This window comes from Micromonospora sp. NPDC049049 (genome assembly GCF_040649115.1).
Lineage (GTDB): Bacteria > Actinomycetota > Actinomycetes > Mycobacteriales > Micromonosporaceae > Micromonospora.
Map to the genome: position 1 here is coordinate 47129 of NZ_JBEZEX010000020.1, position 14460 is coordinate 61588.

The following is a 14460-nucleotide window of genomic DNA, read 5'->3' on the forward strand; positions in this document are numbered from 1 at the left end:
TACGCATGGCAGCCGGAAACGGTTCAATCGATTTAAGTGAAATTGACCACTGTTACTACTTCAACCTTGACAGCCCAACCGCCGTACCTATGGGTGAACTGTCAAGAATGAGGAGGGCACGTGGCACAGATGAAGCGGACCGTCATCGTCGCGAGCGCGATGGTCGCACTAACGGCCTGCGCTCCCGCGGGTTACGACGGGGCGAACTCGAGCGCGGCTGAGCCGGTCGCCGTCGCCGCGGCCGAGCCCACCGCGACGGTTGAACCTGAGGCCTCGGCTTCTGCGGAGGCGCCCGCCGCCGACGCCCCGCCCGCGGACGTCGACCTGACCGAGAAGTTGGTCGGTAAGAGCGTCGCCCGGATGGGCAAGGTGGTCACCGACCAGGACGGCTGGATCCTGTACCGCTTCGACAAGGACACCGCCGACCCGCCGTCGTCGAACTGCGTCGACAAGTGCGCCGAGGTGTGGCCCCCGGCACTGACCGACGGCAACCCGGAGCTCACCGGCGTCTCGGACGACAAGGTCAGCAGCGTGACCCGGCAGGACGGCACCCGTCAGCTCACTGTCGGCGGCTGGCCGGTCTACCGCTACATCGGTGACAAGAAGCCCGGCCAGTGGAAGGGCCAGGCTGTCGGTGGCACCTGGTTCGTGGTCCAGCCGGACGGCAAGAAGAACCTGAGCTGCCTGCCCAAGGGCACGCCGAAGGCCGTCGCACCGCCGGCGGACAGTGGCTCGAACGACGCCGGCGGCTCGGGCTACTCGTACTGAGCCTGGTCGCCCACGAGGGCACGGTGGTCGGTCGTCGCCGGGGAGGGCGCGACCGGCCACCGCCGTTTCCGGGGTGGGTCAGGCCCGTTCCCACGGGCTCGGCACCGGGAAGTACGTCTCCAGGAACGGGATGAGCAGCGCCATCTGCGCCTCGAGGTCCTCCTCGACGGAGAACGCGTCGTTCAGGCAGAAAACCTGCCGATCCCGACGGGCGAGCAGGTGCGCCAACCGGGCGGGCGTGTCCGGGTGGGACAGCTCGGCGATGGTGTACCGCAGGTTCCCCGGTGCCGCGCGACCGGTGTGGAACGCGTAGTAGTGGTGCAGCGACGAGGCGACCGACAGGTCGTCCATGCTGCGGAACTGACTCGCCGCGGTCCGCCGGTACTGCTGCGGGAACGTCTGCTCGATCTCCTGGAGCACGCTTCGCCGCAGCGCGTGCGGCATGTGCTTCATCTTCTGGGTCAGCACGGTGCCGAACCGCTCCGCGATCAACGCCCGGTTGTTCTTCCCGGCCGCCGACGACGGAATGTCCCCGGCGGCGGGTGGGCCCGGCGGCACCAGCGCCGGCGACGGAAAGAACCGGGAGATGCCGTTGGCCAGGAAGAAGTCCTGGGGCAGCACCTCGGTGCCGAGGAAGACGTCGTCGTTGAAGTACAGGAAGTGCTCGGAGAGCCCGTCGATGTGGTGCAGTTGACTCTCGATGGCGTGCGAGTTGTACGTCGGCAGCACCGTCGGATCGGTGAAGATCTCCCGATGGCTGACCACCCGCAGTCCGCTGGCGGACGGGTCCAACCAGGCCGGCACCTGGTCGTCGGTCACCACGTAGACATGGCGCACCCAGGGCGCGAACAGGTGCAGTGATCGGAGCGAGTAGCGCAACTCGTCGCGGCTGAGGAAGCGGGCCGCGCTCGCCGCCTCCGCGTGGTACGGCACCCCGGCCACCTCTGCCCGTCGGCGCAGCCAGGCCGGGTCGGTGCCGTCGACCCAGGTGTAGACCACGTCGACCGGGAACGGCACGTCGTCGGGGCGCGGTGCGGCGAACTCCGGACGCGTCCAGGCGGTCGCGGGTGCGGCGGCGGGTGCCAGGCCGGTGAACCGCGACTCCGGTACGAGGACCAGCGGCGCCGCCACGGTCACCTGTTCGGCGACGGCGTTGGGCCGCGGGGCGACGAGGGTGTCACCGTCCCGGGTCCAGAACTCGACGTCGCACCCGTACGCCTGCCCCAGCACCAGCCGCCGCTGGGGGTCGGTCCAGTACCAGGTCAGCCGCAACACCGCGGCGTCGGCCAGCCGGTCCCAGGTCTTCGGCTCGAAGCCGGCCGCCGGCTGCCCGGTGTCGTTCGGCACGCCGACGTAGCCAGGGACCCGACCGCAGGCGGCGGCGAGTGCGGCGTACGCCCGCGTGCGGTGCGCGGCGTCGACGGCGACGACCGACGAGCGGTGGGTTTCGCCGCGTACCCGGAAGTGGGGTACGCCGGCCTCGTCGAGCGCCGCCGTCACCGCGGTGAGGTTGTCCAGTCGTGCCATCAGGGGGGTGGCCGCCCCGATCCGGGCCACCCTGGGTCCCCGGTCGGCGGTGACTACAACCCGGTCCGCGCCGGCCAGCAACTCCGGCTGGCGGCGGGCCAGCCGTTCGCCCCGGCGCTCGGAGAGGTGCCCGTCCCGCGCGGCCCGGGCGACCCACTGCTTCAGCTGGTGCCGGGCCCTGGGGCTCACCTTCGTCGCGATGGCCCGCCGGGTCTGCGGGCTCAGCACCCGGCGGTACACCTCCACGAACCCGGTGGGTTCGGCCAGCGCCCGGGCTGGCTCCCCCGATGGGGGCGTCGGGCCGCTCACCGCTGCGGGCCCGGCAGCGCCGCGATGGCGGTGGCCACCCGCTGGGAGTTGTTGCGGTCCTGGGTGACGAAGAAGTCCGTCGCCCGGCGGGTGTACTCCTCCTCACGAACGCACCCGTTCTCCAGGTACCGGATGATCGCGTCCACCGTCTCCGACGCGGTCTCGCAGACCGGGCCGAACCCGTCCTCCCGATGCTCGAAGTACCCCAACTTGTAGCCGCCGATGGTCCAGAACTCCTCGGCGTCGAACTGCGCGTAGATCAGCGGGGTGCCGAGGTAGGCGACGTCGCAGGCCGTGGAGGAGTAGTCGGTGATGAACAGGTCGCACTGGCGCAGCGCGTCCTGCACCGTCCGGCTGGTCTGGTCCGCCATGGCGAAGCAGTCGTCGGTCGGCACGAGCCCGGCCAGCAGCGAGCGCATCTCGTAGTGCGGCAGGAGTTCGAGGGTGTACCCGTACTGCCGCAGCGCCTGCCGCAGCCGCTCGTCACCGAACAACGCGGCGAGGAATATTTGGTATGCGGAGCCTTCGAAGGCGACGCGAGGCCGGGCCGCCTTGTTGTACGACGGGGTGACGAGGTAGGTGCGCCAGGTCGGCATGAACAGGATGCGACGGTGGCCCCGGTCCGGGATCAACGCGTCGAAGCGGGGTAGGCCCGTGTTCGCCACCATGTCGCCGTAGTCGAGGTCCTTCGCCACGTACTCGGCCTCGCGGTCGGCCGAGGTCACGAAGAGGTCGAAGGAGGCCCGGCCACGGTGCACACCGGCGCTGACGTCCTTCTCGATCACCCCGTGGTCGAGGAATACCCGGGTGGGGGCGATCCGCCAGTTCAGGTGCTTGAGGAAGGGCGACCGCTCCCAACTGGACGGCAGCATGTAGGAGTCGATGTCGTACGAGTTGATCAGCTTGGTGGCGTGCAACATCAGGAACTTGTGCCGCAACGACCCGTGCGTGACCACGTTGCCCAATCCCTGCAACCGGTGCCGGTCCGGACTCTCCTTGGCCAACAGGTAGTAGACGTTGCGCCGACGCTCCACCTGCCGCAGGTGCCGGAACAGGTGCGAGGAGTTGTCCTGCGCGGTGTCGGTGCGCTCGCCTACCAGCCACACGTCGCGTCGGCTCATCAACGGCGCGGTGAGCGTACGCAGCAGCCGCTCTTTCCAGAACGGGCCCCGGGAGGCCGCGTGCCGCAGGTCCTTGCGGAGCATCAGGCGTCGCCACCGGCGCTGCCCAGCCACCCCGGCCTTGCGCTGGACCAGCAGCTCCGCGTTCTCCCGCCCACTGAACGTGGGCAGGACCCGGGTGTTGCCGGACAGCTTCAGGGTCGCGTCACGCAGGTAGGCCGCCGAGATCAGGCAGTGCCGGGAGGCCTGCCCGGTCGCGGTCAGGAACACCAGCCGCAGCGCGTGCTGGCCGCCACGCAGTTTGCTGATCGGCAGCTCCGCCGAGAAGCCCGACCACTCCCGGTCGTCGTCTCCGGCCTTGAGGTCCGCCCGTCGTTCAGCGGTGACCGGCACCGTGAGGCTGCTGCCCCGCACCCGCAGCCCCATCGGGGTGCTCAGCGGCGCACGCATCGGCAGACCGTTGACCACCAGGTGTCCGGAGACCTTGAGCGTCTCCCCCGAGGACGTGAGCCGTGTCTGCTCCAGCCGCACCCCGACCGCTGTCACCTTGGTCAGCGGGAGCAGCGCCGGCGTCACCGGGTAGTCGAGGTGCAGGTCACCGCCGCAGGCGACGACCCCCCGCAGCCGCTGCCAGGGACGCGCGAACAACTCGAAGTCGTACAACTTGAACGCCAGGTACGGAACGCGGTGCCGGGTGTCGATCGTCCAGTGGGCGATGAAGGCGGGATCGATGTCCTGGTAGATCCGGGTGCACTTCTCGAAGATCTTCCACAGGTCGGCGTCCTCGAAGAGGGTGTGCGCCCGCATGGCGAAGCCCTGGTAGCTGCGGACGAGCCACCGTTCGAGCACCTCGCGGCGGAACACGTCCAGGTCGGGCCGCAGGTCGGCCAGGGTCTCGCACAGCTCCAGGTGATCCCAGAAGTTCTGCTCCCGGACGAAGAGATTGTCCATGATGGAGCTGCTGACCGCGCGCTTGCGGTACTGGTAGACCACCGTGTCGACCAGGGCGATGCGCTCGGCCTTGAGCAGCATCGGGATGGCCAGGAAGGCGTCCTCGAAGTGGACCCCCTCGCGGAACCGGAAACCGTGCCGGCGCAGTTGGGCGAGGTCGTACAGCTTGTGGCACGGGCCGGCGTCGAAGATCAGATCTGGCGCGTCAACGACGGACTCCAGCAGCCGGTCACCCTTGCCGAACGGCTTCTTCCACAGGAACGCGGTCGGCTTCGGGAAGGTGTCCATGTCGCCGACGGCGATGCTCGCCCGATGGGTCACGATCGCCTTGAGCAGCACCTCGATGGCGCGCGGTGGCAGCAGGTCGTCGGAGTCGACGAACGCCACGTACGGCGTGTCGGCCAGGTCGAGCGCCAGGTTGCGGGCCGCCCCGGGCCCGCTGTTGGGCTGTTGCAGGGCGGTCACGTTCGGGTGCTCCGCGGCGAACTGCTTGGCCAGCAGGTCGGAGCCGTCGGTGCTGCCGTCGTCGACCAGGATGACGTGGCACTGGCCGAAGACGGTCTGCGCCGCGATCGACCCGAGTGTCTCGGGCAGGTAGTCCACCACGTTGTAGACCGGAACGATGATCGTGACCTGCGGGGCGGGGTCTACCACTCTGGGCTCCACTGGAGAGGATGCGGGAAACGCGGGGGGAACATCGGCGCGTCGGCCGGGTGCGGGCTCACTCGTCGCGCCCGAGCAGGACGGCCTTGAAGTCGCTGACCGTGTTGAGCATGTTGTTGGGCATAGTGGGCGCGTCGACCGGGGCGCGTCGACGGGCATCCAGCACCGGACGGTACGAACGCCGCCACAGCTCCCCCGCGCCCACGTTCCGCCGCTCCGCCACCACGTCGTCCGGCAGCTCGAACGGGGCGGGGAAGGGCAGGTAGCGCGGCAGGAAGTCGGCCAGCATCCGCTCCTGCTCGGCGAACGACAGCGGGTCGGAGTCGGTGTCGTTGAGGCAGAACACGTCGCGGTTGCGACGAGCCAGCAGCTCGGCCAGCCGGGCGGGGGTCGAGGGGTGACCCAGGTCGGCGTACTCGTACTCGATGTCGCCGGGGACGGCCTGCGCGGTCAGGAACGCCCAGTACTGGTGCAGCGACGACGGGATGGACAGGTCGCCGTGGTGCCGGAACCGGTGCCGCGCGGTGGCCGCCACCTCGTCCGGAAGCGTGCCCTCGATCTGCTGCATGATGCTGCGGCGCAGCGCGAACGGGGTGTGCTTCATCTTCTGCGTGATGGTCACGCCGAACTGCCGTTGGATGTGCCGACGGTTGTTCTTTCCGGCGGCCTTCACCGGCGGGTCCTCCGGCTTCGCCTCCCCCAGGCCGAACTGGGCCGGCGAGGGGAAGAACTTCGCGATCCCGTTGGCGTGGAAGAAGTGGTTCGGCAGCAGCGGACGACCGAGGAACACGTCGTCGTTGAGGTAGAGGAAGTGTTCGGCCAGTCCGTCGATGCGGTGCAGTCGGGACTCGATGGCGTGCGAGTTGTACGACGACCGGCCACCGAGGTCGGCGAAGAGTTCGGCGTGCGAGATGACCGTGATCATCGGATCGCTCGGGTCGAGCCAGCTCGGCAGTTGGCTGTCGGTGATCAGGAAGATCCGGCGCAGCCAGGGCGCGAAGCTGTGCAGCGACCGCAACGAATACCGCAGCTCGTCGCGGTTGTGGTAGCGCGAGGAGTTGGCCGCGACCGCGTGCAACGGGCCGCCGGGGGTGCCGAGCGCCATCGACTTGCGCTTGAGCCACTGCGGGTCGGAACCGTCCACCCAGGTGTAGACGGCGTCGATCGGAAAGCCGACCCGGTCCGGCGCCCGGACGGCCAGATCCCGGCGGGTGCCGTAGGTGTGGTCGTCGGCTTCGGGCACGAAGTGGCTCAGCAGCGCCGCCGCCACCCGGACCGGCTGTGCCTGGGCGGGGGCCTCGTCGACGACCCCGTTGCGCCGGGGAGCGCGGACCATGTCTCCGTGCCGGCTCCAGAACTCGATCTCGCACGCGAACTGGGCGCCGAGGACGACACCGGCGCGGGTGTCGGTGACCGGGAAGCAGACCTGGATCACCTCGGTCGGGGCGCCGTCCGGTTGATCGCGACGGGGCTGGACCTGCACCACCCGGACGTCCGCGCCCGACAGCTCCGGCGCGGAGCGGATCAGGCGTCGTACCGCCGTCCGCTGGTCGTCGAGGACCGCGACGGTGCTGCGCAGGTGGTCGTCGTTACGAATGCAGTGGTATTCGATGCCGGCGGCGTGCAGCGCCGTGGTGACGGCGGTGAGGTTGCGGTGCCACTGCTGCAACGGGGTCGCCGTGGCGACGACCTCGGCCCGGGTCCGAACGCCGCCGTCGGTCACTGCCACCCGGGCACCGAGGTGATGCACTGTGTCGCTGCCGCGCGGTCGGGAGAGCGTCTGCACCAGGCCGAGCCGCCGGTGTGCGGGCAGCAGACCCAGCAGCCGTCGCCGCGCCGACGACGGTAGGAGTCGATAGACCTTCAGGGCGATCATGCGCTGGGCCGCCGTCCGCTCGGGACGGCCGCCTCGTCAGCGGGCACCTGTCAGCCCTGCGGACGGGTAGCGGGGCGAAATCCCACTCGCGATGATTTGACACAGACTCGCGCAGCCATCACTGCATGCCCTTCCGCAGATCCCCCGTTGACACTGCGCAGGTGCCCGAGGCACTCGTTTACCTGCAGGCCATCAAACAACCACATGATCGATATCTGACCCACCGCCGAAAATGGCATAAGGGCGGTATGCGAGGGTTCGCCAAGATAATCCTGGCCGTTCGGATGATCAACCACACCGGGAAGGTCGGACGAACGTACCCCCGCGAAGCTCCTCAACCCCCGGGCGGAACCGGTACGGCCGCTCGTCAGCCCGCACCGTGACCTGGCACAGTAGCGGGGTGACCGAGACCGGACCCGCCGCGACCAGGGTGCTGCACCCACCGGTCGGCTACCGGCTGATCGCCTCGGTCCGCGCCCTCACCTTCAGCCCGTACGACCCGTGCGCCCGGGTGGCGGCCGGCACCTTCTGGTGGGCCACCCGCACCCCGGACGGTCCGGCCACGCTCGCGCTGCGACCGGCCGGCGGCGAGTTGCTCGCGGAAGGGTACGGGCCCGGCGCCGAGCACGTCCTCGCCCGCGCCGACGCGATCGCCGGGCTGCGCGACGACCTGACCGGCTTCACCGAACTGGCGGCGGCGCACCCGCTGGTCGCCCGGCTGGCCCGGGAGCACCGGGGGCTGCGGATGCCCGCCACCGGGGAGGTCTTCCCCCGACTGCTGCGCGCGGTCTTCGAGCAGAAGGTCACCGGCAAGGAGGCCTACCGGGCGTACTCGGCGATGGTGCGGCACTTCCGGGAGCCGGCTCCCGGCCCGTTGCAGCCGCTGCTCCTTCCGCCCGAGGCAGCCACCGTCGCCGCGGCCCCGTACTGGGTGTTCCACCCGTTCGGGGTGGAACAGCGCCGAGCCGACACGCTCCGTCGCGCCGCCGCGCTCGCCGACCGCCTGGAGCGCAGCACCGACGCAGCTGACGCCACCCGCCGGCTGACCGCGATCCCCGGCATCGGGCCGTGGACGGCCGCGGAGGTGGTCCGGATCGCGTACGGCGACCCGGACGCGGTCAGCGTCGGCGACTACCACATCCCGAACACGGTGGCCTGGGCGCTCGCCGGCGAACCGAGGGGCGACGACGCCCGGATGATGGCCCTGCTGGAGCCGTTCCGAGGTCACCGGGGCCGGGTGTGTCTGCTGCTGGAGGCGGCCGGCATCCGGGCACCGAAGTACGGCCCGCGCGCCCCGATCCGCTCGTTCGCCCGGTTCTGAGTCGCTGCGGCGCGAGGGCGTTCAGCGACCCTCGCACAGCCGACGCAGGGTACGGCCGAGCCACCACGCGTACGTGTGCTGCACGGCCCTCACCGCCGGGCCGCCGGCGCGGGTGAACCAGCGGTCCGGAAGGCTGAACGCGCGGACCTCGAACCAGACCGCGCCCGCGTCGTCGCGGACGACCTCGAACGCCTCCTCACCCCGCTCCGGATGCCCGGGCAGGGTGCCGTAACCGAAACCGGCGAGCGTTGGTGAGTCCACGCTCCAGACCACCTGGCACGGCCCCCAGAGGCGGGCCGGGCCGACGCCGAGGCCGGAGGCCACCAGCACACCGGTGGTGGCCCGCGGCGCGTCGGTGCGGATCCGGACACCGGCGGCGCGGTGCAGCCGCCAGCTCAACACCGCGTCGGCGGCGGTCTCGAAGCAGTCGCCGGGCAACGGATACCGGTGGCGCAGGTGGTGGTACCCGCCGGGCAACGGCCCGTGCCGGGTCGACCCCACCTCCGGGTACGTCAACTCGGCCACCGTTGCCCCCTCGACCTCGACCGGACACCGGTCAGGGTACGGCCGGTGCGGTCGGGCCGCCCGTCGATGGCAACGGCGGCTGTGGTGTGCTGCCCCGATGAACGCAGAGGCGAGCATCGTTCCGGCCGGTGTCGTGGACGCCGGCGAGATCCTCACCGTCCAGCGCGCCGCGTACCTGACCGAGGCGCAGCACTACAGCGATCCGTTCCTGCCTCCGCTGACCGAGACGTTGGACGAGGTCACGGCGGTGCTGGCCGGCCCGAGCATCGTGCTCGCGGCCCGGTTGGGGCACCGGCTGGTCGGCTCGGTGCGGGCCCACCTGGACGGGGACACTGCGCACGTCGGCCGCCTCTCGGTCGCCCCGGACCAGCAGGGGCGGGGTGTCGGGGCGCAACTGCTCACCGCCATCGAGCGGGCCTGCGCCGGCCGGGCGGCCCGCTTCACCCTGTTCACCGGAGCGGACAGCGCGCGCAACCTGCGGTTGTACGAGCGGCACGGCTACCGGATCGTGGCGCACCGCCCGGACCCGAACGGCATCCCGTTGGCGGTGCTGGAGAAGCCGGCCGTCAGCCCCGCTCGCAGCGACGTCTGAGCCCGTCGGCCTCCATCCGCACGTAACGACGGAACAGCCCGCCGTACAGCCGACCGATCACGCCGGCCAGCGGGCCGGACTGGCTGAAGGCCAACTCGACGCGGGTACGCCCGTCGGGCAGCGGCAGCAGCCGGTGTTCAGCGGTGGTCCGCACACCCGGCGCGTCGGAGACCCAGACGAACTCCCGCCGGTCGGTCAGCTCGGTGACCCGCCAGAGGGCCGGCCGCAGCTTCGGCTGGGTCAGTCGCGCGGTGGCGCCGACGGTCAGCGGCCCCGGCTCGCCCCGCTCGGCCCGGGTCACCGAGTCCGTCCACTCGGGCCAGCGGGGCACGTCGACAAGCACCGCCCAGACCTGCTCGGCGTCCGCGGCGATCTCGGTGTCGGCCTCGAACCGCATGGTGTCCCCTCCCCGGCGACGCCGCTCGGCACCGCCACGGGTGCAGACGAGGCCGCCGAGAGCATTGTGACAGCGCGGTCCACCGCCGTCCGTCCCTCCTCAGTGGAGGTACCCGGCAGTTCCCGGCCGTACGCCGTCCCCGCACGGATCAGGCGGCCTCGCGCAGGTCGGCCAGGGTGAGTGGGGTACGCCGCCGCAACAGCTCCTCCAGCTCCGGCACCGAACCCACCTCGCCGAGCACGTTCCGGCCGCCGCCGAACCGCTGCGGGTAGCGGCGGGTCAGCCGGAACCGGTAGCGGCCCCGGATCAGCTCGACGCTCACCCGCCACCGCCCGCAGCAGCCACAGACCCACTCGGACACCTCGCGAAAGTAGCTCTGACCTGGGGCTATTCGATTCGCCCGGTCGGGACGAGCGGCGCGCGGGGGGACACGCCGCCCCGCCGTGCACGGTGATCTGCCTCACGACTGTCGGCACCGTCTGATTGACTGGTCGGCGTGGACCTGCCGATCAACCCGCCGATCGAGCCGATGCTGGCCAAGAGCGTTCCCAAGCTGCCCACCACACCCGGGGTGACCTACGAGCCCAAGTGGGACGGGTTCCGGTGCATCGTCTTCCGCGACGGCGACGAGGTCGAGCTGGCCAGCCGGGGCGGCAAGTCGATGACCCGCTACTTCCCCGAGGTGGTCGAGCAGGCCCGCCGGCAGCTGCCGCCGCGGTGCGCCGTCGACGGTGAGTTGATCGTGATTCGGCGCGACGGGCCGAGCGGCCAGCCCCGGCTGGATTTCGAGCTGCTGGCCCAGCGCGTCCACCCGGCCGCGTCCCGGGTGAAGATGCTGGCCGAGACCACCCCGGCCGACTTCGTCGCGTTCGACCTGCTGGCGATCGGGGACGAGGCCCTGCTCGACCAGCCCTACCCGCGCCGCCGGGAGCGGCTGGTCGAGGCGCTGGCCGGGGTGCGCCCGCCGGTGCACGTCACCCAGGTCACCACCGACCCGGACACCGCGCGGCGCTGGTTCGACGTCTTCGAGGGCGCCGGGCTGGACGGTTTGATCGTCAAGCCGGCCGATCTGCCGTACGAGCCGGGCAAGCGACTGATGTTCAAGGTCAAGCACGCCCGCACCGCGGACGCGGTGGTGGCCGGCTTCCGCTGGCACAAGTCCGGCCCGGTGGTGGGCTCGCTGCTGCTCGGCCTCTACGACGACGCCGGGGTCCTGCACCACGTGGGCGTGAGCGCGTCGTTCAGCATGGCCCGCCGCGCCGAGTTGCTCGACGAGCTGGCGCCCTATCGGGACATCGCCGGTGAGCACCCGTGGGTGCACGGCGACCACGAGCGCGGCCAACGCATCCCCGGCGGGGTCAGCCGGTGGACCGGCACGAAGAACCTGGAGTGGGAGCCGGTGCGCCCCGAGCTGGTGGTCGAGGTGGGCTACGACGCCATGGAGGGCGAACGGTTCCGGCACACCGCGCAGTTCGTCCGGTGGCGCCCGGACCGCGACCCCCGATCCTGCCGCTACGACCAGCTCGACCGGCCGATCCGCTTCGACGTGGACCAGGTGCTGCGCGGCGACCCGACGGCCACCGTGGACCGAGCCGCCACCGGCTCGGCGTAGCCTGGCCGTCGACCCGATTCCGGAGGACCACGTGATCCGCACCGCCGACCAGCCTCGGAGGGCGTCCAGCCGCCGGGGCCGTCGCACTCTGGCAGCCTTCGTCGTCGCCGCGCTGCTCACCGCCGGTTGCACGCTGCCGGCGTTCGCGCCGCGCACCGAGGTGGAGGGCGCGGCCGCCCCGACCGGCAGCTCGCCGAACTGGCGGCCCTGCCCGGAGGTGCCCGACGAGTTGGTCGGGCGGAGCGCACCGAACATGCGCTACGAGTGCACGCGGATTCAGGTGCCCCGTGACTGGGGCACCGGCAACGGGGCCAGCGCCGGCCCGGGTGCCGGGCAGACCTTCGAGATCGCCCTGCTGCGCGCCCGGTCCACCAAGCTGCGCGACCGGTTGGGCTCCCTGGTGATCAACCCGGGCGGCCCTGGCGGTTCCGGTGTCGACACCGCCGTCTACCTCTCCTTCGGCGCCCAGTTCGGCGGGCTGCCCGCCTCGATCACGGAGCGCTTCGACATTGTCGGCTTCGACCCGCGCGGGGTCTCCCGCTCCAGCCCGGTGAAGTGCATCTCCGACGCCGACCTGGACGCCAGCTTCGGCTTCGACCCGGACCCGGCGAGCCAGTCGGCATTCGACGGCTTCGTCGGTCTGAGCCAGCGGATCGGGCGCGGCTGCGGCGACCGCTACGGCGACCAGTTGCCGCTGTACGGCACCGAACAGGCCGCCCGCGACATGGACGCGGTACGCGCCGCCGTGGGCGACGACAAGCTCACCTACCTGGGCTACTCGTACGGCACCCTGCTCGGTGCCACGTACGCCCAGCTCTACCCGCAGCGGGTGCGGGCGCTGGTGCTCGACGGCGCTGTCGACCCGCAGCAGCGGCTGGTCGAGGGCTCGGAGAGCCAGGCCCGCGGCTTCGAGCGGGCCTTCACCAACTTCACCCGTTGGTGCGCGGCGAACGCGGGCCGCTGCCCGATCGCCCCGGACGCCCGCGCCGCCGTCACCTCGGCCATCGACAAGGCCAAGGTCTCCCCGGTACGCGGCGACGACGGGCGGGAGGCCACCGCCGGCTGGGTGTTCTACGCCGTCATCTCCTCGCTCTACACCGAATCCGGCTGGCAGGAGCTGGCCCAGGCGATCGACAAGCTCGCCGAGGGCGACCCGAAGGACGTGTTCCGACTCGCCGACGCGTACGCCGGCCGGGAGGACAACGGGCACTACTCGAACCTGTTCGACGCCAACCTGGCCATCAACTGCGCCGACGAGACGGAGAAGCCGAGCCGGCAGCAGATCCGGCAGTTGCAGTCCGAGTGGCGCGGAAAATACCCGCTGTTCGGGCCGGCGTTGGCGGTCGGCATGCTGAGCTGCGTCGAATGGCCGGGCGGGCGTGACCCCTACCCGACCGGGAAGGCGAACGGCGCACCGCCGATCGTGGTGGTCGGCACCACCGGCGACCCGGCGACGCCGTACGAGCAGACCCCACGGCTCGCGTCGATGCTGGGTGTGGGTCGGGTGCTGACCTGGGAGGGCGAGGGGCACACCGCGTACCCGCAGACGTCCTGCATCACCAACGCGGTCAACGCCTACCTGATCGACCTCACGGTCCCCCGCGAGGGCCTGCGCTGCCCACCCCGCTAGCTATCGGTGCGCCGCTTAAGGTTTCTTCAATGGCATTGGACTCCCCTCGGTAAGCCTGATCGTCACGCTCAATCGTGGACGAAGACAACTAATGCCTGGTCCCACTAGCCGATCGGGCAGAACGGCTACCCCAAGCCGTCGGCGGTTGCTCTACTTGGCCTAACCCCTGGTGACTGCGGCAACGATGAACCGCGAACGGCTCGGTCGGGTACCGTGTGCTTGTGGTCATGGCAGAGTGGTTTGAGTACGACAGACCGCTTGCTCCGCACCTCGCCGCGTTTGTTGCGATATTGCGTCGTCGCGCGGCGGCGGCATGGCCTGGGGATCCCGCCGACACGTATCTCCTGTTGCCTGACCCGCAAGACGATGCCGACGTAGCCGCATGGAATGCAGATGGGCATGAGATGTTGGCCTGGGCGGACGCTGTTGACGGTGTCGACGGTCGCGTTCTGTTTTGCCTCGGGGCGTACCTGGGTGGGGGACGCGTGCGCGGCGACCAAATCCACAGCACGATTCTGGATCTCCCGAAACAGCCGACAGAACTAGCGTTCGAGGTTGCAGGAGCTGTCGAGGAATGCGCAGAGGCAACGGCGTCGTGGTTTGAGGCCCAACTTCGCCGGCCCATCGTGCGCCAGGAGTGGCTCCGTGGTGACATCGTTCAGGTACAGCGATGGCGGTTCGCCGACACGGGAATGGAATTGATTCAGACGGGATTTGGGACCACCGACCAGCCACCGCATCGCACAGTTCGCGTTCGGGGAGCCTGACGGGCCCCCTGCCACCAGCGCTTAATCCACGCTCACCAGAGGATGGTGAGCGAGGCTTACGGCCAAGATCCATGGCTGTGGCGAATACCCGTCAGGCACGATTCGGCTACTTCATGGCCGTGACCCCCCGCGTCGGCTGATCACCGGCCACTGCTCCACGACCTGGCCTGCTGGCTGCTTCTGGTCGCCCGCCTATCAACTGGCGTGCCCATGGGTCGAGGCGCAGAGGGACACCACGGACCGGCTCTGCGCCGTGCTGCCACAGGACATCGACGCCCACCTCGCGCACCACTGGCCGCTGATCCGCCCCAATCAAGCATCGGCAAGATGGACGTCCCCGAAGCTCTCCAGTCGAGCCCGCCGCTACCCACCCCCGTCGGGATGGCCGGCCGTCGCTGGAC

12 protein-coding genes are annotated in these 14460 nt (G+C 70.6%); 6 read left to right on the forward strand and 6 right to left on the reverse strand.

Features of this window, described 5'->3' with window-relative positions; genetic code table 11:
* The first annotated feature begins 120 nt into the window (after nt 1-120).
* Complete coding sequence (locus tag AB0B68_RS20785; protein ID WP_355009394.1) at nt 121-768, forward strand: hypothetical protein; 648 nt, start codon at nt 121-123, stop codon at nt 766-768.
* 78 nt (nt 769-846) lie between these two features.
* Here the strand turns inward: AB0B68_RS20785 and AB0B68_RS20790 are convergent, their stop codons facing one another.
* The 3 genes from AB0B68_RS20790 to AB0B68_RS20800 all read right to left on the reverse strand — a co-directional run bounded on the left by AB0B68_RS20790 (nt 847) and on the right by AB0B68_RS20800 (nt 7215).
* On the reverse strand, nt 847-2604 hold the full coding sequence (locus AB0B68_RS20790; protein ID WP_357261856.1) for a stealth family protein: 1758 nt from the start codon (nt 2602-2604) through the stop codon (nt 847-849).
* Complete coding sequence (locus AB0B68_RS20795; RefSeq protein WP_357261859.1) at nt 2601-5330, reverse strand: CDP-glycerol glycerophosphotransferase family protein; 2730 nt, start codon at nt 5328-5330, stop codon at nt 2601-2603. The genes AB0B68_RS20790 and AB0B68_RS20795 overlap by 4 nt, the downstream gene beginning before the upstream one ends.
* Before the next feature lie 67 nt (nt 5331-5397).
* Nucleotides 5398-7215, reverse strand: a complete 1818-nt coding sequence (locus AB0B68_RS20800; protein WP_357201453.1) for a stealth family protein — start codon at nt 7213-7215, stop codon at nt 5398-5400.
* Between the two features lie 400 nt (nt 7216-7615).
* Between AB0B68_RS20800 and AB0B68_RS20805 the strand changes: the two genes are divergently transcribed.
* Complete coding sequence (locus tag AB0B68_RS20805; RefSeq protein ID WP_355009388.1) at nt 7616-8536, forward strand: DNA-3-methyladenine glycosylase 2 family protein; 921 nt, start codon at nt 7616-7618, stop codon at nt 8534-8536.
* Nucleotides 8537-8557: 21 nt separating this feature from the next.
* On the opposite strand, the gene AB0B68_RS20810 is transcribed toward AB0B68_RS20805, so the two are convergent.
* A complete protein-coding gene (locus AB0B68_RS20810; RefSeq protein WP_357261862.1) occupies nt 8558-9061 on the reverse strand; it encodes a DUF1990 domain-containing protein in 504 nt (167 codons plus the stop codon).
* Between the two features lie 97 nt (nt 9062-9158).
* Here AB0B68_RS20810 and AB0B68_RS20815 point away from each other — a divergent pair, with 97 nt between their 5' ends.
* Nucleotides 9159-9653, forward strand: coding sequence for a GNAT family N-acetyltransferase (locus tag AB0B68_RS20815; RefSeq protein WP_357261865.1), 495 nt, complete (start codon nt 9159-9161; stop codon nt 9651-9653).
* Here the strand turns inward: AB0B68_RS20815 and AB0B68_RS20820 are convergent.
* Nucleotides 9628-10050 carry an SRPBCC family protein gene (locus AB0B68_RS20820; RefSeq protein ID WP_357261868.1) on the reverse strand — a complete coding sequence of 141 codons (423 nt, stop codon included), beginning with the start codon at nt 10048-10050 and terminating at the stop codon, nt 9628-9630. The two genes, AB0B68_RS20815 and AB0B68_RS20820, sit on opposite strands and share 26 nt — an antisense overlap.
* 148 nt (nt 10051-10198) lie before the next feature.
* Nucleotides 10199-10411: a hypothetical protein gene (locus tag AB0B68_RS20825; protein WP_357201440.1), complete on the reverse strand. Its 213-nt coding sequence runs from the start codon at nt 10409-10411 to the stop codon at nt 10199-10201.
* A 135-nt stretch (nt 10412-10546) separates the two neighbouring features.
* On the opposite strand from AB0B68_RS20825, the gene AB0B68_RS20830 reads away from it, so the two are divergent.
* The 3 genes from AB0B68_RS20830 (at nt 10547) to AB0B68_RS20840 (ending at nt 14059) form a co-directional block, all read left to right on the forward strand.
* Complete coding sequence (locus AB0B68_RS20830; RefSeq protein ID WP_357201437.1) at nt 10547-11662, forward strand: ATP-dependent DNA ligase; 1116 nt, start codon at nt 10547-10549, stop codon at nt 11660-11662.
* An 88-nt stretch (nt 11663-11750) separates the two neighbouring features.
* Nucleotides 11751-13292 carry an alpha/beta hydrolase gene (locus tag AB0B68_RS20835; RefSeq protein ID WP_357261940.1) on the forward strand — a complete coding sequence of 514 codons (1542 nt, stop codon included), beginning with the start codon at nt 11751-11753 and terminating at the stop codon, nt 13290-13292.
* A 221-nt stretch (nt 13293-13513) separates the two neighbouring features.
* Nucleotides 13514-14059, forward strand: coding sequence for a hypothetical protein (locus tag AB0B68_RS20840; RefSeq protein WP_357261871.1), 546 nt, complete (start codon nt 13514-13516; stop codon nt 14057-14059).
* Nucleotides 14060-14460 lie beyond the last annotated feature (401 nt).

Coding starts and splice junctions, on each gene's coding strand:
- AB0B68_RS20820 (WP_357261868.1), bottom strand. CDS start 10,050: ATGCGGTTCGAGGCCGACACCGAGATCGCCGCGGACGCCGAGCAGGTC.
- AB0B68_RS20815 (WP_357261865.1), top strand. CDS start 9,159: ATGAACGCAGAGGCGAGCATCGTTCCGGCCGGTGTCGTGGACGCCGGC.
- AB0B68_RS20800 (WP_357201453.1), bottom strand. CDS start 7,215: ATGATCGCCCTGAAGGTCTATCGACTCCTACCGTCGTCGGCGCGGCGA.